This window comes from Butyrivibrio sp. AE2015 (assembly GCF_000420825.1).
Taxonomy (GTDB): domain Bacteria; phylum Bacillota; class Clostridia; order Lachnospirales; family Lachnospiraceae; genus Butyrivibrio.
The window spans coordinates 45,838-67,440 of record NZ_ATVR01000011.1; the positions used below are offsets into that span (position 1 = coordinate 45,838).

The window sequence follows — 21,603 nt, forward strand, 5'->3', positions numbered from 1 at the left end:
ATTTTTCCTCTTTATTTCAAGATATCAAGATCAGCTTTTTCAATCGCCAATCTAACAATTTCGCAGGCTCTGTCCATATCTCCTTTGAGATAAAGAAATCCCATCACAGCTTCAAAGCCTGTGGCATCAAGATACTCTATAGTTGACGCATTTTTGGCCTTGGTATGTGGTTTGGAATTGCGTCCTCTTCTATAGATTTCTTTTTCCTCTTCTGTAAGATCATCCATTATAGCCCTTACAATAAGTGACTGAGTTCCCGCCTTAACTATGGAGCTTGCTCTGGAATGAAGCTTATTTACAGCTGTATTGCCCTTATTGACCAGTATAGAACGCACTATCACATCAAAAATAGCATCTCCTATATAGGCCAGTGTCAGAGGAGAAAAAGTTCTTATATCCTGCTCTTTTATTCCAAATTGTTCATTAAAATAATCATTTAACGAAGCTGCCATTTAACACCTTCCCTGGTATCTTTGATCTCAACACCCTTTTCAAGCAGTTCATTTCTGATAGCATCTGCAAGTTCAAAATTCTTTTCTTTTTTAGCCTGGCTACGGCGCTCGATGGCATCAAGAACATAGGCCTCAAGCTCAGGATCAACGCTTGTAGCTGATTCCTTCACATTTTTAGCATGACCAATAAGATCAAGAGAAAGAACTTTATCAAAGCTCTTTATGATAGCAAGCTTGGTAGCATCGTTGGTGTCAGCCTTCAATGCGTCATAAAGAACTGTTATAGCCATTGAAGTATTAAGGTCTCCGCAGATCGCATCTGCAAAGCTGTCCTCAAACTTCTTAAGTACGCTTTCGTCAACTGCTCCATCTTCCTTAAGCTCAGCAATTCTCTTAACCAGCTTGTCAAAAGCAACAGCTGTACTATCAAGTACATCAAAAGAGAACTCTAAAGGCTTACGGTAATGTGACTGGAGGCAGAAGAATCTGTAAACCAAAGGATCATAACCTTTTTCTTTTAATACGGAAACAGTGAGCACTGCACCCTTTGACTTACTCATCTTACCTGCTCTGTCATTCAAGTGATTGCTATGGAACCAGTACTTGCACCACTCATGGCCAAGATAGCTTTCTGACTGGGCAATTTCATTTGTGTGGTGTGGGAAGATATTATCCACACCGCCGCAGTGAATGTCAATATATTCTCCAAGGTGCTTCATGGAAATGCATGAGCACTCAATATGCCATCCAGGATATCCAACGCCCCATGGACTCTCCCATTTAAGAGCCTGATCTTCAAACTTTGATTTTGTAAACCAGAGAACAAAGTCAGTTTTGTTCTTCTTATTAACGTCCTCTTCTACATCATCACGAACGCCGACCTGAAGCTGCTCTTTCTCAATATCTGAAGAGAATACATAATAGTCATTTAACTTGCTGGTATCAAAGTATACGTTTCCACCTGCTACATATGCAAAGCCCTTCTCAAGGAGAACTTCAACCATATGAATAAACTCGGGAATGCAGTTTGTTGCAGGTTCCACAACATCAGGACGCTTGTTGCCGACAGCGTCAAAATCTTTAAAGAAAGCATCTGTATAGTACTTTGCAATTTCCATTACTGTCTTGTGCTCTCTTTTTGCTCCTGCAAGCATCTTGTCTTCGCCTGTATCAGCATCCGAAGAAAGGTGTCCTACATCTGTGATGTTCATGACCCTTTTTACATCATAGCCTGCATATTCAAGTGCTTTTATGAGCACGTCCTGCATGATGTATGTTCTGATATTACCAATATGAGCGTAATGATATACAGTAGGTCCGCAGGTATACATTGACACCTTGCCTTCCTCTCTTGGTATGAAATCTTCGACTTTTCTTGATAAAGTATTATAAAAAGTAAATGAATGTGCCATTTTCTCTCTCCAATTATTCTCTCAATTTTTAGGGCATCCGGCGCAACCTGCACACTTTGCCTCACTATCATATACAGTAGCTCCTTTTTCAAAAAAGCTACTGATCATACAGACTGCCTGAGAGGATATTCCTTCACCGTTTCCGGTAAATCCCAGTCCTTCCTCTGTTGTAGCTTTGACATTGACCTGAGAGACATCAATTCCAAGCGCATTTGCAATATTTTCTCTCATAGTATCTATATGTGGTCTCATTTTGGGAGCCTGAGCTATGATTGTAGCATCAATGTTCTCAATCATAAAGCACTTTTCCGAAAGCATTTCTCCGACTGTCTTTAAAAGAAATAATGAATCAGCTCCCTTGTATTTGGGGTCTGTGTCAGGGAAGTGCTTGCCGATATCTCCAAGAGCTGCCGCTCCAAGAAGTGCATCCATGATTGCATGTAAAAGTACATCCGCATCTGAATGACCAAGAAGCCCTTTAACATAAGGAATCTTTACTCCACCGATGATCAGATCTCTATCTTCAACCAGGCGATGGACGTCATATCCCATTCCAACTCGCATGTTTATTACCTCATTCTTTCTATCTATGAACTATATAATAATCTCAATGAAGAAATATTTCCACTATAAATGCAACAGCGCAGGCTGCACCTGCAACTGTAAGAAGGCTCTTTTTATTAAGAGCCAGTACAAGTGCTACTGCAAAGCCTATTACCGACGATAACACATAGTCTGTGGCATGAAGTATTGCAGGAAAAGTCATAGCTGCAAGTGTTGCATAGGGCACGTAGTGTAAAAAAGACTTAACAAAGTTACTCTTTATCTCTTTTCTTATAAGAGTCAAAGGCAGCGCTCTTATAAGATATGTCACAAGCGCCATAACTATGATATAGGAAAAAACATTATTCATGGCTTTCCTCCTTTACCGGCGCGATGATTGCAGCTAAAGCGGCAACAACAACAGTTACGATTATTATTCTAAAGCCTGATGAAATTTCTTTTACCAAAGGGGCATATGTAAATACTGTACTTAGTGTCATCGCTGATATTACAACATACATAACAGCCTTGCTGGTCCTGGTATCCGGAATGATGATCGCAACAAACATGCCATATATGGCAAGTCCAAGACAACTGATTATTCTGGCAGGCATTATTGCTCCTGCTGTAGCACCAAGCCCAGTTCCAAGCACCCATCCAAAAACAGAAGTGACAATAAGGCCGTAGGAATACATAGGATAAAGCGTCCCCTGTTTCAATATGCTGACGCCAAATATCTCATCAGTTACTCCATAGGATATTCCCATTCTATGGAGCGTGCCAATATGGGTATCAAGTTTTTGGGAAAGAGCTGTAGACATAAGGCTGTAACGCAGATTGATAACAATCTGAAGCATGATAAGCTCGATGTAACTGCCATTTCTGGCGATAACATCAAGGGCTGAAAACTGCCCTGCGCTTGTGACATTCAAAAGTGATGTCATAACTGCCTCAAGAACAGACATTCCAATTTTGGAACTCTCTATTCCAAAGGCAAAAGAAACTGCAATATAACCAAGACAGATTGGAATAGCATCCCTGCATCCATCCCTGAAATCCTTTATTGTTCCAGCACTCATTTTTTCATTACAACTCCTCTATTTTTTCTAAAACATCTGAAATTCCTGTTCCCGATATACTTCCCTGGATCATCTGGGCATTTCCTCCGCCCTTTGCCCCGAAGTCTTCTCTTAGGACTTTTATCACTTCATTTAAATCTTTTTTCTTTTGGCCGGATGAAAAGACAAACTTATACCCCTTCTCATCAGATCCTGCAAAAACTCCGCAGAATCCATCATGGCTCTGCGAAAGCAAGTTGACAATCTTTCTCATGGAATTCCCATCTGTTGTTTCATCTTTTACCAAAATGACATTCTCTTTATCAGAAGGAATCTCTTTAAGCTCATACTCAATAAGTTTTTCCTTTGTAGCCGAAAGCTCCCCTTTAAGATCTGCATTTTCAGATAAAAGTTTTTTTACAGAAGGAATTATGTTATCAAAAGACGTCGTAAACCGCCTTGAGAGCTCGTCCACGATCTGCTGCTGGCTTGTTACATACTCAAACGCACGATTTCCACACAAAATATTGACTCTGACACCGCCCTTGTAATTCTGAAGGCCGGTAACTTTCAAAATCCCGATCTGGCCGGTGCACTCAACGTGAGGCGCACAACAGGCACATACATCATAACCTTCCACTGTAACAATTCTGACATCACCTGATAGTTCTTTTTTACTCCTATAATTTAATGACTTAAGAGTCTGTTCATCCGGAAACTCGCATATAACAGGAACATTCTCCCAGATTGCCCTGTTTACCTTTAATTCTATGTCTCTGATATTATCAAGAGTAAGAAGACCATTGTAATCCATGGTAACTTCAGTGTCGCTTAGATGAAATCCCACATTGTCATAACCATATTCTGATGACACGATTCCTGAAAAAATATGCTCTCCCGTATGCTGCTGCATATTGGAAAATCTGTGAGTCCAATCAATAACGCCATGGACATTTTCACCTTCAGCTAACGGTGTATCTGCCACATGCCTTATCACAGCTACGGATTCTTTTGCAGCTCCCTCCAGGTTTTTGCAGGAATCTGCAAGAGGCTCATTTTTTATGGATACGTGGGTCACCTTGTGCTCTACTCCATTTTCATCAACTATTGTGCCCACATCAGAGCTCTGTCCACCCTGCTCAGGGAAAAAAGCTGTTCTGTCAAGGATAACATCGTATTTCCCATCTTTTCTCTCCTTACAGGAGATGACAACTGCATCAAACTCCTTTATATATGCACTTTCATAATAAATTTCCACTATTTTTTCCATAGCCCCAATTTTAGCACATTAAAGTGTAGAAATAAAGAGAAATGGCTGCTGTAGCCCTGCCAGTTTTATCTTGAACATACAAATAAAGACGTATACAATAATCATTGTTTTTCCAAAAATGTGTTTTGAAAGGTGATAATAATGTTGGGGTTAATATTCTTTGGAATTCTTATATACATCATTGTACTTATAGTCAAATATAACAAGCTTAAGGCCAACGCATTCAGCGAAGAAGAGGTCAGAAAAGCTGCCCAGGAACAGGCTAAAAAAATAAAATATAAAGAGCCTGTAATATCCTGCGACTACTGTGGCTGTGCTGTAGACACACGAAAGAATAAGGTCTGCCCTCACTGCGGCGCGCCCTATGATAAAGACGATGAATGGTCTGCAAGATTTAATGTCAGTGAACAGTTTATCGAAAAAAGTACTGCAAAAGTTATTTCCCAAAGAGAAAAAAAAGCTGATATAGAAAGTAAAAAAGTTCTGAAAAAGATTAAAAAGACGATATTTTTACTGGCAGGAGCACTTGCAGGCATAATTATACTTGGTGTCGCCATAACTATAGCAGACACCCATTCCCGCTATCGCAAAAATGAAGAACTGAATGACAAACCCTATTATGAATTTGTTCCTGCTGACTATGCGGCCTGCGGCGACGGAATTATCTATGATGATGGAAAAGTTAAGGTAACAGTTAATGGCTTTTACTATACAGAGGATGGATCTGAAATTGTTAAAGTAGGACTTTTAGTAGAAAACACTTTGGATAAGGCTATAAAGCTCAGCCTTTCCTGTAATTCCATAAATGGCATCGCCACATCAAACGATTACATTTATATGTATGATTCTTTTAAGAAAAAAAGCACCACCCAGATATATGAGGATATGTACTATATTACAGACAGCCTCATAACAGAAATGGTATTTAATGATATCGCTGTAAGATCTGAGGACTATAATTACAGAAAGATCATGTCGCAGCCGGTTACCATAAGCACCACAGCAGACGCAAAAAGACTCAGCAATCCTACAGACGAAGAAATAAATGCTTCGACTCTCGTCTACTCAAATGAGCAGGCAGATATCTACGCCTATACCAAGGAAGATGACAAAGACGGCTTCTATCTGTACATCAAGAACAAAAGCGAAAGCGGATTATATTTGGAAAAAGTAGATCTTAATATTGATGGAGAAATCACATCCTCTTACGGACTCTACAAAGACTACCTGCCATCCAATTACCTGTATGTATCACGCCTTATCCATTCAGACGATAATACTATCGAAGATCTGACCGGCAAAAAAGTTTTCTTCACACTTTCAGTATCTTGTAAAGAGAACCCTTCATACGACTTCTCGACAGAGTACTTAGATATAAGCGATCTTTTTAAGCAGTAAAATTCCCCTAAGCGCAAAGCATTTATGTACGAAAAAAGAGACTGCTTTATGCAGTCTCTAGTGGTAAATGTGATAGTTCCTCGATTACGCGGCTCTTTACGACATCCTTTTCTGTCTCCAGTGCAAAAGCCATTTCTGTAAAAAGAAGTTTCTCAGCGATATTAAGGTACTTTTCGTTAAGGGCAGCGAATTTCTTGCCCTCTGCCTCACGCATCGCCTTGATCTTGTGAAGTGTCTTTACAAGGCTCATCATCTCTTCCACAACGTTACGCTTGATGACACTGGTGATGGCCGGTTCAGCCTTTTTTCCTTCAAGTAGTTCAATCTCCGGTGTATCCTCGATATCATCTATAAGTCCCATAGCTTCATCAGCGCTCATAACATCTCGAACCTTATCCTCAGCTCCGTCAACCGGAACATAAAGGACACTGCCCGCATCTACAGCAGAAATCATCATGTAATATTCTTTTTCATTTCCCCTCTCAAGAAACGACGGTACGAGAATCTCTCGAACCTTACATAAACCATGACTACCGTAAATAACGCACTCTCCTACATTTAACATATTGTTCCTCCTTCTGAAAAAAACAACCTGCTGTATTGTCTGAAAGCGCTTTCATCTATGGACTTTTTTAAAGTGCCTTTGGCACTTTTCGAACGTGACTAAATTATAACATATTATTACAAATTTTGTAATAGTTAATCGTTTAAAATTTTTGATAATTTTGTGTCTTTTTTATGTGCGATTCTCAGTATCTATGCTACATGCGCTCAGCTGCGCACATCACATTCACGTACTCTTTTCTAGTTTCCTTGAGCATCGGAATGTACGTTTTATCGTTTATTGTATAGGGCACAAATCCGCACTTTTCCTGAACTCTTTTTGACTGTTCATTTCCATCAAAATAGCAGCAAAAAATGCGTCTTAGTTTTATATCTTCAAAACCATGTCTTATTATCTCTTTTGCCGCTTCCGGAGCTATTCCTCTTCCCCAGAAAGGGACACCGACCCAGTATCCAAGCTCAGCATCTCCTTCCAAAAGAGGTCTCTCCTTACTTCCCGTAAGCGTAAGACCTATGCTTCCAACAGGTTCATCGTTGCCACCTTTAAGGCAAATGGCATACACTTCTTTTTTATTAAAAATAGTCCTTATCACTGCCCTGCTATAGCCCACACTTTCATGGGGCAGCCAACCGGCAGAAAGGCCTATTCTCTCGTCACTTGCAAGCCTAAAAAGGCTGGCAGCGTCACTATCCTGCCAGCCTCTAAGTATCAGCCTGTTTGTCTCAAGTATTATTCCCATTTTACTGACTCATGTAACTGAAACCGGTTTTTTCAATGAACACATCAAACGCTTTCTTGAACAGGATAAAATAAGCTTCCTCCTTATACTGTGCATCATGAGAAAGGAAAAAGATAACTTTTCCACTCTTTATATCCCACTCAATATCATGCTGAGGATCAAGCGCATCTATATCCTTAAAAGAAAGACCATACTTTTCTTTGCAGTAATCATCCTTATTTTCCATATCCATTGTAGCTTCGATAATATTGGATTTTATCTTAAGAAGATTATCAAGCTGTTCCAGCATGATCTGATGAACAATATTCAGGGCTGAGATTTCATAGCCCACAAGACGCATGTCAGAAATGATCCTGTGAAAATCAACATTAGTGTATTCAAAAGGATCTATCCTGTTCTCACCATAACAAAAAACCGCATCATATAACGCCTCGTTCATAATCATTCTCCTTTCATGCTTGGCTCAAAAAGCCCTTTTTGTGTGTTCAAAAACTCTATGTATTCTTTTTCAGGAATAGGCCTTGAATAATAAAATCCCTGCAAATACTCAACTCCGTTATCTATAAGGATCTTCGCCTGCTCCATTGTCTCAACACCTTCCGCCAGAATATGAAGCCCGTACTCCTTCAGGAAATTTATGGTATACTGAAGCATTTTCAGGTTTTCAGGCCTTTCCTTATCAAGGCAGTTCCATATGAATTCCTTATCCATTTTGACCAGGATATAATCCATCTTGAGTATTTCAAGGAGATTAGAGTACCCCGATCCAAAGTCATCCATTGAGAAGGTGCTTCCCATTTCCTTGAGCCTTCTGACATTTTCTCTGAAAGCCTCATCATTATTTATGTAGGCCGTCTCTGTTATTTCAAAATTGATAAACTTAGGTGGGATGTGGTACTTTTCCATTTTCCGGCTAAGTCTTTCAAACGCCTGATGATCAACAACTTCATTGCCTGAAAGGTTGACCTCGATAGTCTTTACTCCAAAGCTTGAAATATTTTCTTTTGCGATGAAAGAGCATACTTTTTCAAACACCAGATCATCAATCTGCTGGATAAGACCGCATTTCTCAGCTATCGGAATGAAATCTTCAGGAGAAATATAATTCGCCGAATCAGGTCTTTTAAGTCTTACCAGCGCTTCTGATGATGAAAAAGCTCCGTCTTTAACCGAAAGGATTGGCTGGTAATAAACTTCAAAAGCATTATTCCTCACTGACTCTCTTACCACATCCTCGATAGTGTTTCTGTACCTCATCTTGTCGATAACGCTCTCATCAATCACCAAATTCGGTGCTGACTGTTTGTAGATATATTCTCCGGAAACATATGTCAGGATCTGAAGAGCCTCATTGGCGTCTTTTGCACACTTAAGAGCATCTATTACAGCAAAGGTAAGTTTATAATTACCACCATCCACTTTGTAATTGTTTATGATGTTCATAAACTCTTCTATCTTTTCAGGAGAAGCAACAACAAAACTAAGTGTATTCCAATTTGAAAGATAACTGTCTATATCAAGTTTATCCTGAACAAGCTCAGCCACATTGGCCTGAAGTTTATATAGTTCGTCTCTGTTGGCTGCAGTCTGAACACTTGTCTTTCCGGTAAAAATGACAGAGATAATGAAAAACGGCTTCTCGAGTCCATACTTCTCCAAAAGATACATTGTGAAGGCATCCTTATTTTTTACATTAGGAAGCGCCCTCTCAAACAGTTCCTTAGGATTCTCAATGACTAAAAATACCACAAGAGCCATGATCATCATGGCTATGGAAGACACCTGAATTCCCTTTGTATAATACTGGTATGCCGCAAGGAAAAGCCATGCTAATGCTCCTGAAAAAAGAGTTATAAACTCTTCTCGCCTAAGACGTTTTCTATGAACCACAAGACCTACCACCATGGCAAGTAGGTAAAAGAAGCCTATGGAATAACAAACTATTACCATAGTTCCATAGTTGTAATAAAAGCCTGTCTGAGTCCTTCCATACCTTGCTTTTCCAATAAGTATCGAAATCAATCCGACCACAAGCGGGATAGAAGGTATTGCGCTCATCCTTGCAGATATGCCTCTTCTGATAGTTACTTTCGAACAGATGTATAATGTCATCACATATGTACATATCAAAAGAGATCCTATATAAAAATTCTGAACACCGCGCCTTAAGACATTATAAGATCCTCCAAGATACACAAATACATAGCATTCTGTTATTTCAGAGAGAATATTTATAAATGCCATCACGAGAAAGACGAAAAAAACACGCGATGAACTAAGCTGCGGTTTTGTCTTGCGCAGGTAAATGATGATCAATATAGAAAGTACTATAATTGCAACAATAGGTGTACGTATTTCCATAAATTAATTATAATATAGTTTCTTTACAACAACAACTTATTTGCTTTTACAACCTTGGTATAGAACAAGGCAAGTGGCAAAAATCCCTGTGCGAAAGCCTTAGGTGCTCCACTGCCAACAACTACAGTATCTTCAATAATTTTTTTCTGCCCCAGACTGTATCCGGCAGATGCCATATGTTTTTTGAATGTCTTTATTCCCTTATCCAGATATGAAGCATCCCCTGTAAGCTCATAGGCAATAGCCATAGCTTCAAGAAGCAGCGGATTATTTCCATTTCTGGCAAGGCTCGGAAGTTCTTTGTAATAGAAAAGTCCGTAAGGATTCATCTGATTCTTGACTATATCATCTATAGCGCCCAGGATCATCTCTTTTAACTTATCCGAAGGAAAAACTCTGTAGTAGCGCATAAGCGAGCCGACAGCCACAGAGATCATAAATCCAACTCTGATGGTTGTATTGTCAGTATATGGTGCAAGCCAGTGTCCGTACTTTTTGTTCCACTCATCAAACTGAGAAACGATCCACTCACACTTTTCTATCCAGCTCTCATCATGGGTTTCAACGTATAGCGCAGACAGGCTTCTAAGGGCCCAGCCGGTCTCTCTGGCACTGCTCTCTCCCGGAGTCTTGAACATAGGAGTATCAAGAAGTTTTTGAACGTTTTTGCCTATTCCTATAGCTGTTTCAAGAGCTCTTTCATCCCCGGTAAAATGATAATAGTCCAAGAGGCCTTCGACCCACTCATGGCTGCAGGCCAGAACTCCGGTGCATCCATTCCCATCTTTTGAGCCACCGGTATGGCCATTTATGTGTTCCCACTGCCCGCCGATCTGGAGATCGTCTTTGCTGTAATGACAAACATCCACATCCATCCAGTGCATAGCTGCCACATTGGCGTAGCCCAGAAATCTCCTTATTCCACTCCTTGCGTACATCATATACATTGCATGAGGATAATCGTACTCGTTATTGGTCCAGACAAGCCTTCCGCCTCCGCGGCCCTGGCTGGTATATCCCGGATCAGGTCCATCCCCCCAGTTCAGCATTCCATAGCAGCGCACATGATTATCTGCCTTGTCGATAAGCGCCAGTTCATAGTCATCTACCTTTTTTTCTTCAGGTAAAAAGATATCCGGCATGATTCCTGCCTGTTCAAAGACCTCAGGAGCAAGCAAAGGTGTATCAGGCATCTGATAAATAAGACTTCTGTTATTTATCTCATATACATCAAGATCAGCTTCGTGAAAATGAAGTAGAATCTTTTGCTCTCTTGCCATTCCTGAGCTAAATACCACAGGTTCACTCTGCGACTTTACTTTAGTCTCTTCCTGATCAGGAATAAGAGAAATGCATATTCCGTCAGCTGACGCCTTTACTGCTTTTGGAAAGTTCTGCTGTGCCTGAAATACAGTTGCACATATTCCCATTCCTGAATCGTAGCTTGTACAGTCAGCAAAAAAAGTACCATAGAACACTTCTGCAAAATGCTCATTAGCTTCCTTTTCAAGCATCTCAGCCATAATCTGTAAAGAGACCTCTTCGCCCTCATTGCCAGTGGTAATGACAGTCTTGTAATTAGATCTTGCAACCATTGTTCTGATCTTGTCTTTTTTATCTTCTGAACTGTTTTTTATTTCAAACGTAAGAGACTGGGGCTCAAAATCACCATCAGTGCAGTTAAAGAGTCTTACAGCGCACTCAATCCATGGCTTTCCGGCAGTTACATAAAACCTGAAGGTAAACTTTATACCCTCTCCCGAAAGGTGTTTTTCTTTTTCTATAAATCTTCCATTTGCCTCAAGAGCAGCATATATTTTGCCCTCTTCAACTACTTTGAAATCATCAAAAACTGTTTCAAACTCTTCACCTGCTGCACATAAAACAGGGCCTGCAAACCTCTCTCTGTCTATTTTTTTACCCTGATAAAAAAATTCTTCAAAAATACCATCTGTATTATTTTTTACCTTGAAGCTTATAACTCCATTGGAAACAGATATAAAGTCTCCATCTTTACTTATATCGATCTTCGCATCCAGATCAGCTTTTTTGCCTGAAAACTCAAGGTCAAAATCCTTATCTGCATTGCCCGGAAGATCAGCTAAAAACCTTGAAAAAACATATTTTACAGTCCCATCCTCCCAGGTAGAAGTTATCTTAAACTGGGAAGGAATCGCTTTATCTTTATCCATAACGCACAAAGACTCATACTTTTCCAAGGAAACTTCGCCCTTTGGAAATGGAATACCAAGCCCGCACAGTTCTTTTTTTCTATCATCCTTATAAAGCTTGTCAAAATGTATTTTCATGTTCTAAGCATCCTCCATATACTCTTTTGTTGTACTACATAAATATTATCTTATAAGCACTCTAAAAAAGTATTTTTGCTTGTGACATGGAGACTCAAAATATTATTCTTGTGTCTATTTAAACCTGAATAAGATATCCGGTGTAAGGAGGTATATCCAGTCCTCCGCCAAAATCAATGTCTTTTCCCGTTATCATATCTTTCCCCTTGCCGGCTCTTGCATTGAAATCAGCATGGAAGCTATTCTCGTCAGCATTTATCACAACTATCATCCTGTCTCCATCTGCCTCTCTTTCAAATATGCACTGCCTGTTAGTTAAAAGAAGCGATGAAAAGCCGCCGTAACTAAGTGCCTTAGAGCCTTCTCTTGCCTTACACAGCGCTGCAATCACATCTGTAAGATCTGTCCAGTCCGGCCTGTCAAAACATGGCCTCAAAGCCGGATCTCCCTGGGATTTATCAGCTTTTTCGCCCCATTCACTTCCATAGTAGATCGTGGGAATACCTGGCATTCCGAACATCAATGTATAGATAAGTTTTAAATGCTCCGGCCTAGAAAGCGTGCTTGCTATCCTGCTCACATCGTGATTGTCCACAAAAGAGAGAAGGTGCTTTCCCTTATAAAGCGTCCAATTCTCAGGTCCAAACTGCCTAAGAAGTGAATGGACTATTTCAAACATATTCATGCTGTTAAAGGAAGAAAACATTCCTTTATAACACTCATAATTAGTGGCACTGTGGCAGAGTTCATCAGACATGATGCGGTTATAGTCGCCGCCTATCATCTCACCCATTAAAAAGAAGTCTTCTTTCCACTCACTAGTATCATGGCGGAGCCTTCTTAAAAAGTCAGTATCCACACAATAAGCTACATCGAGTCTAAGGCCGTCTATTCCAAACTCATCGATCCAGAATTTAATGCTCTCCAAAAGATAATCCGTAACGGCAGGATTTTTCAGATTGAGCTTTACCAGATCGTAGTTGCCTTCCCAGCCTTCATACCAAAATCCGTCGTTATAATTGCTATTTCCGTCAAAGCTTATGTTAAACCAGTCTTTATAGGAAGAATCCCACTTCTTTTCCTTAACATCTTCAAAGCCAAAGAAGCCTCTGCCTGCATGGTTAAACACACCATCAAGCACAACTCTTATATTTTCCTTATGCAGAGCTTTGCAAACCTTCTTAAAATCAGCATTTGTCCCCAGGCGCACATCGATCTTTTTATAATCCCTTGTATTGTAGCCGTGAGTATCCGACTCAAACACCGGGTTAAAAATAACTGCGCCCACGCCAAGCTTTTTCAAATGAGGAATCCAATCTATGACCTTTAATATCCTGTGCTCCAGCACACCGTCATTTTCAAAAGGTGCCCCGCAAAATCCAAGGGGATAGATCTGATAAAAAGATGTTTCATAAGCCCACATGAGTTTACCTCCTAAACTTCTTTTCCAATCTAAAAACATAAGGGTATAAGCCAATAGCAGCAAAGGAAACTAAAAAATATCTAATACTTCTTACAAGTCCTGCAAGAAAAACTCCGGAATCCAAAAACTCCTTGCTAAATGGGAGTTTTAAAAGAGTATTCACTGCAAAATAGATCACAAAGCCGCCAATTATCCTTGTTACACAAAAAAGCGGATTTCTGGTATTTTCAAAATTCACAAATTTCTTTTCAAATTCGACAGAAACAAAAAATCCACCCATAAGACCTAAAGAAGTGAAATAGTCGCTTGTCTTACAATAAAATAGTCCAAGGCATGAAATCAAAAAGATCACAATATAAACAATCCAGTGTTTCTTTTCATTTACCTTGCTGAAGATAAATGGGATCAAAAGAACTATCAAAAGACCTGAGAGCCATCCGCAAATAACATCAGTTGGGTAATGTACACCAACTGCCACTCTTGAAAAGCCAACCAGTAGCGGAATAACAAAAGCAAGTACAGTAAAAGCCATTTTCTTTTTATACATAGCTATCGAGCTATACGCTGTAACTGAGTTTGTAGAATGGCCACTGGGAAAAGAAAATCCTTGCGCTGCAATATCATAAAGATCAGCATCTTTTTCCACAGGTCTGAAACACTTTATGGCCCCATGATCAAAATATGGTCTTCTCCTCCAGAAAATGTTCTTGATAAGAGGATTAAGAACAAGTCCAACAATAACATTTATTCCAATATAAGTTCCATATTTCTTGTCATAGCACCAGAATATAAATCCCAGTATACCTATAAGCAGCATTTCTTCGCCAAAAGCAGAGAAATGCGATATTATTTCTGCTCCTTTTTCTCCCAAAACACTCTGGAGCCACTGCATAAATATCACTTCAAAGTCAAAATAAAATGATCTCCCAACAACTAAATTCATAAAAATTTTCCTCGCTCATTCCCAAATGATGTCTAAAGTGCAAACATAGCACTTTACTATATCTTAACACAATTCAAAATCGGTGTTTGGGTAACTTATGCTTGAATTAGCACAAATTAGAAATTTAAGAGATATTTTTCCAAGTTTTTTTAAAAAATTGTGTTGACAACACCGGTTAGTCTGAGGTATATTATACGAGTCGGCTGCGACAGACAGAACGACAAAGCCCATATGGCGAGATAGCTCAGTTGGCTAGAGCACGCGGTTCATACCCGCGGTGTCGAGGGTTCGAATCCCCCTCTCGCTACTAAAAAAAGGAAAGCATTCATGCTTTCCTTTTTTTGTGCCCCAAAGTGGCCCCCAGGGACGGGGTTTGTGGTCCATTTTTATGATTCTTAAAAGAGATTCCTTTCAATCACTTCTTTCTACTTTCTTTGAAGCAAAAATTCCCTCTCCTTGATTGCTGAATTCAAAAAAGACATAAACCCGTAGAAATGCTATAATAGGCTTGTAAAGATTATGTTTCCTTGTTATTAGATAAGAGGATTTTAGGATGGTTGTATTAGAAAAATATACAGTTGATGATATCAAAGAGCTAGTCAAACCTCTCCTTAAAAAGTATTCAGCCAAAGGAGCTATCCTGTTTGGTTCTTATGCCAGAGGAGAAGCTACTGAAGAATCTGATATCGATATTGTGGTATTGGGAGGCAAAGACTTTGACCCTACGGATGTTTTTTGCATAGCTGATGAGCTATATGACTTGTCTGGTAAGGATGTGGATGTCTATGAAGAGCGAGAAATTGATAAATCTTCTGAGTTTTATAAAAACATATTGAAGGATGGTATTTGGATTGAATCTACTTGAAAAAGATGGTCTCTCAACTGAGATACTTAGCATACTTTCATATAAATCAGAACTAGATATAAGCCTGAAAAAGAATCTTCATCATTTTGATAAAGAATCAATACTAAAAGATGTAGATAATGCAATCAGCTTCTATGACACTCAGGGTGATATCCTTGATAGCATAGCTGTAGACTACAGAATTAAGTCAGAACAGTCTGCTCATCACAAATATGAAAGATACTACCCAGATACCCTTGCAGAAAAAGTATTTAATGATTTACTAGGTTTTAGGTCTCTTTGTGATTCATACTCAGATATACTGGCATTAAGCAAAGAAAAGAACTTCAGAGTTGCAGATATGTCTATGGGTAAATCAAATGATGATGGATACAGAGGAATTCACGTATACTTCCAGATAGACCACTACCATTACCCTATTGAAATTCAGTACAACACATATTATGATAGACAATTAAATAACTGGCTACATTCATTCCTGTATAAAAAAGGGTATGACAATTCAATTGGTAAAATAATGCGAACAGAGTATGAACGTGGAAATATAAAATCCGATATAGATTTTGAGGAGGTGTTAAAAGATGTGCTATCTCGTAGCTAAAGATATAAACAAAAGAGGTTGTGTAGCATTAAAGACTAAGCACGGTCCTGAACTTGTTGCACTCAAAAAAGAACTCATTTCAAAAGTAGGACTTGATAGAATACAGCTTGTGACTATCAGCAGACCTTCTGCTTATGGTGAATATGAGCCATACAGCTTTGTAAAGACTGAATCAGAACTCAAAGAAGCTGTGCTAAATATGTAATTGTTTGGTTACTTTTTATTTTTTCATTGGTTACTTTGATGATTGGCAGTCCTGGAATCCTCCTTTCTTGTGGTTTCTAGGACTTCGTTAAAGGGTGAAATCCCCCTCTCGCTACTAAAAAAAGGAAAGCATTCATGCTTTCCTTTTTTTGTGCCCCAAAGTGGCCCCCAGGGACGGGGTTGTAGGGCCATCCAATCTCACATCGCAAAAGCAACTGTCCCTAAAAATTCCGTGTTTATCTGAACTTTACCGTTTGTTACTACTGCATCATAGGAATGAACCTCACCTGTAACAGTTCTAACATATACTGTTATGGTCTTTCCTTCATAAGCTTTATCGAGAGTAAATGTGTATTTTGCTGGTGCTTCAAGCTTTGTAAGGCTTACTCCTGCTGCATAAGCTCTGATAAAGAGAGCGCCTTCAATCGGAGTCTTTCCGGACTCTGTTATTGCTGTATTGAGGGCCTGTGCGTTTTTATCAAGTCCGTTGTTTTCATTTCCGTTTCTATCAAGAGCAGGAACAATTGTTGCTGTTATCTTTGATGAATTGCCCGCAGAAGCACTTGCAGAACTAAGGTCAACAACAACGTTCACTGACTTTCCATTTGAATCTTTTACTGCTACAGTAGCCGCACCTGAATTATTTGATACAGCTGCAAAATTACCATTTGATATATCAGATGTGTATACATTAGCGTAGTCTGACGTGGTTGTTATATTTGATCCTGATGAATTATTGTCATCTGAAGATGCACTGCTTCCACTATCTGTACCAGAAGCGTCTGAATCTGATGAAGACTCTGATGAAGGCTTTGTACCGGCTGTAATAGTGACGTTTCCTTTGTATGCATAGTCTTCAGATGAAGTTATGATTCTTCCGATTTCGCCTGCATGAATATCCGTTCCATAATAACCTTGATTAAGAATTGACCCATCAGAAGGAGAAGATATATAGCTATCATTAAGAGTAATCGTGCCACCTACTGCAGCAATAGGAAACTGTCCAGAATTTTCAGCAGCAACATTTGAGTTGTTGATAACAACATTATGGTTTCCGTATTCGCCCTGAGCATGAGAAGACATCTGGTCTTGTCTTCCAGCTTCAATACTGCCTGTACTTGTTACATTTGAATCAGTGATAATAACATCTCCATCTGTTCCTTTACCGTCTTTTCCACCGTTTATGCCATCAGCAGATACAGTTGATTCTGTTATCCTCAAATCTCCATCAGCAGAAATGGAACCTCCTGCAGTAATGTTGGCACTATTAATTGTAAGATCAGCATTGGTTGAAGAATCGGATGTACTTACTTCGATATTTCCGGAAACTGTAACAGGGTCATTGTTTGTTGTAACAGTAATATCATTATCAGCCACGACATCACCATCAACATCGTCTGTCAAAGTAAGTATGCTGTCGCCAGAATTCCAGGTAAACCCTTCGCCGCTTTCAGTCTCATCATTAAATGCATTGGATTCTTCACCAACATATCCTGATGTTCCAGCATAAGCAATTATCGGAGAACCGATGAGACTTGCTGCAACAAGCCCACTCAAAACTTTGGCAGCTACTAAATGTCCTTTCATTAAAATCCACCTCCATGAAATAAAAATGAATATAAAAAAACTGCTTACCATAAAGACAAGCAGTTTCCCGACTAAAAAAATGCAACTGGCTGTCTCATAAAGACCCTATAGCTTTGCGTCACCGGATTGCTCCGGCTTTGCTGATATATTAACTTTAACTGATACTCATTAATAACAGATTATTTCCCTGTTGTAAAGAAATTATATATAAAAAATGGATAAAACAACTTTCGCTTTTGGTTTATCCAACCTTCTTAAGCACCATTTCATTTGACCAGGAATAATTCTCCGTGTTCGATCTTCTTCCTAGGTAACGCTTTGTGGTAAACAGTACAAACTGAACGATTCCGCAGATCACAAGCTCTATCACAGAAAAGATAAGTCCAAAACCATTTCCTCCAATGCAAAGCTCACGAATGATCCCGATAAGAACTATTGCCATAGATAATGATGATAATGAAAAAAGTATATTTACTTTAGCCTTACTTACTGCAAATAATGTTGACATCAAGCAGAGTGTTACGAGAAGGCTTCCGTTTAAAACAAGTGCGCTTCCGTGAATAAGAGCATCTACCATTATATTTGTCAAAAATATCTCTCTGCTATAACTCCAAAGGCCTGCGCCCAGCATTGCTGCTCCAAATATAGTCTCAGCAAGTCCAAGCATCATAAAAGCCAAAGTAATATCATTTATCTCTTTAATACGAACAATCTTTTTCATACAAACCTCCCGTTCTCTTAAGTTTAGTCTTCTATTATTTATACGAATCAAACTTAAGAAAAGCAAAAATCTATATTTAGTATAGACAGGATTTCGTACGAAAACGATTAAGAATCTATAAAATAAAGTAAATATTTAATTATATTTATAAAGTAGAAATACTATATCTAGTGATTGCGCAAACTCTTTAACTCAAAGCCAAGCATTGTAATATCATCAAATTGCTCAGCTTTTCCTCTAAAGTTTGCAATATCCTGAGAAATTGCCGGTAAAACTTCTGTAAACGGTTTGTCTTTTACAGAATTGATAGTAGCAAGAAGCCTGTCAGTGCCATACTGGACAATATTTTCATTGATTGCCTCAGGAATACCGTCTGTATAAACAAATATCTTATCTCCGGGCACCAGTGTTATCTCATATTCCCTTGCCTGCAGGTTTTCCATTGCTGCAAGAGCAAGGCTGTGTTTATCCTTAAACAGCTCATAATCACCACCAGCGTGTTTGATAAGAGGATACTCATGACCGGCGTTGGCGCACTTCATAACACCTGTCGCCACATCCAAAATTCCAATCCACACGGTCACAAACATCTCTGCATCGTTTCCATCACAAAGTGTATTATTGGTCTTAAAAATAATCTCAGCAGGACTCTTCCCAAGTTCCGCAAAGCTTCTGATAGCAGTCTTACTTCTCATCATAAACAAAGCCGCAGGAATTCCTTTTCCTGAAACGTCAGCAATTACAAAAGCAAGTTTCCCGGGACCAGCAAAAAAGAAATCATAGAAGTCACCACCAACCTCTTTTGCCGCCTTCATAGAAGCAAATATCTCGATATTATCCTTCAAAGTAGCAAACTGGAAGTTCCTTGGCAAAGACGATTCCTGTATCGTCCTTGCAAAGATAAGCTCCTGTTCTATCCTCTTTTCCGCAGCAGCTATGTATCCTTTAAGGGTTTCAACTGTTTGATTGATATCGTCTGAAAGTGAAGCAAACTCTGATGAGTTTCTTACCTGAACAACTTCATCAAGATCGCCATTTGTTATCTTATCAAGCGAAGCATTGATAAGATCGATATTGCTGATAACTATCTGCTTTACCAAAAATGCAATCAGTACATAAATAACAGTAAACAAAAGAATATCTGCAAGGGCAGCTTCGTAGGCCTGGGCATTTCTATACCAATAGAGCTCACTGTAAGGTATATATGTCAAAAGAAGCATATCAACGCCAATGCCATCAACCTTATTAAGTGACACCTCTTCAAAGAACTGTCCTTCAAAGAGTTCCGCATCCTTTTTTTCTAAAAGAGCATTAAGAACGTCTTCGCTAAGCTTACCTTCTTTATGCTTTCCGGCAATGATATCGCCGTCTGCATCTATGATCTCAAAGAATTCATTTCCTTCTGCGGTAAGTCTTTTTGATACTTCAAGATATCTGCTCTTTACGCTCTGAGAAGTCTCTATTATGCTATTTCTGCCATTTTGAGAAGCAGACTGAGTCTGGATAATGTAAGAAAAGGCAAAATTGCCGGCAATAACAATTGTGGTTATCAAAAAGAGCCAGCGCTGAAATCTCTGGGATACAGATACTTTCTCTCCTGTCATATCCTTAAAAGGATTATTCCACTCACCGGATCGAATCTGAAGAATAATTGACATAAGTGAAAGAGATATTCCTGCGAATACTATCATCGGTCCGGCACAGAGGCTTACTACATGAAATGCCATTCTCATATCATCTCTGTGAGTTATGAAAACCACGTACATATGGAAAACTTCCATAACAGCACCCATGAACAGAGCATATACAGGAGAAGGCTTTTTTCCTTCAAATACTTTTGAATGCATAAGCCAGGCAACAAAACCGGCAAGGCAGGTAGATACGCTACAGGCTATTCGGGTGTATGAGCCAACACCGAAATATGTTCCGGCAATATATCTTTCTATTCCGCCGATAAGACCTGCAATGATACCTGAAGCAGGGTAAAAAAAAAGTCCCGCTGCAAGTGGAGCGACATCTCTGAGATTAAGAAGCATGTCTCCGTAATCCACAGCGCAATGCGTAGATAGTACAGAACACATACCATAGATAAGCCCAAGAGACAGCTTTATGACAAAAGTCTGTCTCCTGTCCTTTAGAAGTTTCCACAGGAACACCGTCAATGCAACATAAAGTGCCGTTATTCCTGACATTTTCATCAACATAAGAATCATATAAGCAAATCCCCTCATAGATAATACATACATGATCAACAAGGATTATTTTATCTTTCTTTCCCCCAGAAAAATAGTCCAAGCATTCCAGGTCCCACATGGGCTCCTGAAAAAGGTTCATGCTGACAGATCGTGACCTCAGCCTTTGGATTTATCTCTTTTACCATCTCGGAAAGCTTAACGGCATCATCGTAGCAATCGCCGTGAGAAATGCACACGATGTTGTCATCAGTTTCCATTCTCTTTTCAGAGTACTTAGCAGCTATAGCACTTATAGCATTTTTCCTGCCTCTTACTTTGCTGCAGGAAATAATGTGACCTGTACTGTCTCCAAAAAGAATCGGCTTGATATTAAGAATTGTTCCGATGCTCGCGGTTACCCCGCTTACTCGGCCTGTATTCTTAAGGAAGTTAAGATCATCAACTGTAAAATACTGGCATGCATGAGGCACAGCATCATCTAAGATCTGTGCTGCCTCTTTGCAGCTCTTACCCTCTTTTGAAAGCTTTGCAGCCTTAATTGCTAAAATACCGCTTCCAAATCCGCAACCCTTCGAATCAACTATATGGATAAATCTGTCAGGAAATTCTTCCATAAGTTCATCAGCGGCATTAATAGCAGCATTGTAAGTTCCGCTTATACCTGCTGCCATTGCTATATATACAATATCCTGCCCATTCTCCAGTACAGGTCTGAAATGTTCCATAAAAAGATGTGTATTTAAAAGTGATGTTTTCACTTTATCGCCATTCTTAAGCCCCTCATAAAAAGAATGAGCATCAAATTCCTCAACATCTCCCTCATACACAACCTCAGTTCCGTTTAACATATAACTACACGGCAATATAGTTATCCCCTCAGACATTTTCCCCGGAAGGTTTGCCGACCCATCCGTAAATACAACAAAAGACATACTAGCTCCTCGTAAAAAAAATTAT

General features: G+C 39.3%; 21 protein-coding genes, 1 tRNA gene and 1 riboswitch. Of the genes, 5 read left to right on the forward strand and 17 right to left on the reverse strand.

Annotation, left to right across the window (positions count from 1 at the left end; genetic code table 11):
• Positions 1–11: 11 nt before the first annotated feature.
• From G585_RS0107505 to G585_RS0107530, 6 genes are read right to left on the reverse strand one after another with little or no spacing between them, the layout of a single operon-like run.
• Complete coding sequence (locus G585_RS0107505; protein ID WP_022774082.1) at positions 12–452, reverse strand: Mini-ribonuclease 3; 441 nt, start codon at positions 450–452, stop codon at positions 12–14.
• A complete protein-coding gene (gene cysS / locus G585_RS0107510) occupies positions 437–1,864 on the reverse strand; it encodes a cysteine--tRNA ligase (RefSeq protein WP_022774084.1) in 1,428 nt (475 codons plus the stop codon). Before cysS ends, G585_RS0107505 begins: the two co-directional genes overlap by 16 nt.
• A 21-nt stretch (positions 1,865–1,885) precedes the next feature.
• Positions 1,886–2,428: a 2-C-methyl-D-erythritol 2,4-cyclodiphosphate synthase gene (gene ispF, locus G585_RS0107515; RefSeq protein WP_022774085.1), complete on the reverse strand. Its 543-nt coding sequence runs from the start codon at positions 2,426–2,428 to the stop codon at positions 1,886–1,888.
• A gap of 43 nt (positions 2,429–2,471) precedes the next feature.
• Positions 2,472–2,777: an AzlD domain-containing protein gene (locus G585_RS0107520; RefSeq protein WP_022774086.1), complete on the reverse strand. Its 306-nt coding sequence runs from the start codon at positions 2,775–2,777 to the stop codon at positions 2,472–2,474.
• A complete protein-coding gene (locus G585_RS0107525; RefSeq protein ID WP_022774087.1) occupies positions 2,770–3,486 on the reverse strand; it encodes an AzlC family ABC transporter permease in 717 nt (238 codons plus the stop codon). Before G585_RS0107525 ends, G585_RS0107520 begins: the two co-directional genes overlap by 8 nt.
• Before the next feature lie 7 nt (positions 3,487–3,493).
• Positions 3,494–4,735 (reverse strand): serine-tRNA(Ala) deacylase AlaX, encoded by a 1,242-nt coding sequence (locus tag G585_RS0107530; protein ID WP_022774089.1) that lies wholly within the window; start codon positions 4,733–4,735, stop codon positions 3,494–3,496.
• A gap of 141 nt (positions 4,736–4,876) precedes the next feature.
• Here G585_RS0107530 and G585_RS0107535 point away from each other — a divergent pair, with 141 nt between their 5' ends.
• On the forward strand, positions 4,877–6,133 hold the full coding sequence (locus G585_RS0107535; RefSeq protein WP_022774090.1) for a hypothetical protein: 1,257 nt from the start codon (positions 4,877–4,879) through the stop codon (positions 6,131–6,133).
• Between the two features lie 46 nt (positions 6,134–6,179).
• On the opposite strand, the gene G585_RS0107540 is transcribed toward G585_RS0107535, so the two are convergent.
• The 7 genes from G585_RS0107540 to G585_RS0107570 form a co-directional block, all read right to left on the reverse strand.
• Positions 6,180–6,698 (reverse strand): CarD family transcriptional regulator, encoded by a 519-nt coding sequence (locus G585_RS0107540; protein WP_022774091.1) that lies wholly within the window; start codon positions 6,696–6,698, stop codon positions 6,180–6,182.
• A 196-nt stretch (positions 6,699–6,894) separates the two neighbouring features.
• Complete coding sequence (locus G585_RS0107545; RefSeq protein WP_022774093.1) at positions 6,895–7,437, reverse strand: GNAT family N-acetyltransferase; 543 nt, start codon at positions 7,435–7,437, stop codon at positions 6,895–6,897.
• A gap of 1 nt (position 7,438) precedes the next feature.
• On the reverse strand, positions 7,439–7,876 hold the full coding sequence (locus G585_RS0107550; RefSeq protein WP_022774094.1) for a hypothetical protein: 438 nt from the start codon (positions 7,874–7,876) through the stop codon (positions 7,439–7,441).
• A gap of 2 nt (positions 7,877–7,878) precedes the next feature.
• Positions 7,879–9,495 (reverse strand): EAL domain-containing protein, encoded by a 1,617-nt coding sequence (locus G585_RS0107555; RefSeq protein WP_196802895.1) that lies wholly within the window; start codon positions 9,493–9,495, stop codon positions 7,879–7,881.
• A gap of 326 nt (positions 9,496–9,821) precedes the next feature.
• Complete coding sequence (locus tag G585_RS17545; RefSeq protein WP_022774097.1) at positions 9,822–12,107, reverse strand: hypothetical protein; 2,286 nt, start codon at positions 12,105–12,107, stop codon at positions 9,822–9,824.
• 118 nt (positions 12,108–12,225) lie between these two features.
• Complete coding sequence (locus tag G585_RS0107565) at positions 12,226–13,530, reverse strand: alpha-amylase family glycosyl hydrolase (RefSeq protein WP_022774098.1); 1,305 nt, start codon at positions 13,528–13,530, stop codon at positions 12,226–12,228.
• Between the two features lie 4 nt (positions 13,531–13,534).
• Positions 13,535–14,473 carry a phosphatase PAP2 family protein gene (locus tag G585_RS0107570; RefSeq protein WP_022774099.1) on the reverse strand — a complete coding sequence of 313 codons (939 nt, stop codon included), beginning with the start codon at positions 14,471–14,473 and terminating at the stop codon, positions 13,535–13,537.
• A 233-nt stretch (positions 14,474–14,706) separates the two neighbouring features.
• Here G585_RS0107570 and G585_RS0107575 point away from each other — a divergent pair.
• The 4 genes from G585_RS0107575 to G585_RS0107590 all read left to right on the forward strand — a co-directional run bounded on the left by G585_RS0107575 (position 14,707) and on the right by G585_RS0107590 (position 16,144).
• Positions 14,707–14,780: transfer RNA gene (locus G585_RS0107575), tRNA-Met, on the forward strand.
• 246 nt (positions 14,781–15,026) lie between these two features.
• The gene (locus G585_RS0107580; RefSeq protein WP_022774100.1) at positions 15,027–15,338 is read left to right on the forward strand and encodes a nucleotidyltransferase family protein; all 312 of its coding nucleotides are present in this window, start codon (positions 15,027–15,029) and stop codon (positions 15,336–15,338) included.
• Complete coding sequence (locus G585_RS0107585; RefSeq protein WP_022774102.1) at positions 15,325–15,939, forward strand: hypothetical protein; 615 nt, start codon at positions 15,325–15,327, stop codon at positions 15,937–15,939. Before G585_RS0107580 ends, G585_RS0107585 begins: the two co-directional genes overlap by 14 nt.
• Positions 15,920–16,144 carry a DUF6718 family protein gene (locus tag G585_RS0107590; protein ID WP_022774103.1) on the forward strand — a complete coding sequence of 75 codons (225 nt, stop codon included), beginning with the start codon at positions 15,920–15,922 and terminating at the stop codon, positions 16,142–16,144. The genes G585_RS0107585 and G585_RS0107590 overlap by 20 nt, the downstream gene beginning before the upstream one ends.
• A 197-nt stretch (positions 16,145–16,341) precedes the next feature.
• On the opposite strand, the gene G585_RS0107600 is transcribed toward G585_RS0107590, so the two are convergent.
• The 4 genes from G585_RS0107600 to G585_RS0107615 form a co-directional block, all read right to left on the reverse strand.
• Positions 16,342–17,730 (reverse strand): hypothetical protein, encoded by a 1,389-nt coding sequence (locus tag G585_RS0107600; RefSeq protein ID WP_022774108.1) that lies wholly within the window; start codon positions 17,728–17,730, stop codon positions 16,342–16,344.
• 77 nt (positions 17,731–17,807) lie between these two features.
• Positions 17,808–17,882: riboswitch (cyclic di-GMP riboswitch) on the reverse strand.
• A gap of 89 nt (positions 17,883–17,971) precedes the next feature.
• Complete coding sequence (locus G585_RS0107605) at positions 17,972–18,451, reverse strand: hypothetical protein (RefSeq protein ID WP_022774110.1); 480 nt, start codon at positions 18,449–18,451, stop codon at positions 17,972–17,974.
• A 167-nt stretch (positions 18,452–18,618) separates the two neighbouring features.
• Positions 18,619–20,664, reverse strand: a complete 2,046-nt coding sequence (locus G585_RS18890) for a SpoIIE family protein phosphatase (protein WP_022774111.1) — start codon at positions 20,662–20,664, stop codon at positions 18,619–18,621.
• Positions 20,665–20,714: 50 nt separating this feature from the next.
• Entirely contained in the window at positions 20,715–21,578 is an 864-nt protein-coding gene (locus G585_RS0107615) for a DegV family protein (protein WP_022774112.1), read from the reverse strand.
• Positions 21,579–21,603 lie beyond the last annotated feature (25 nt).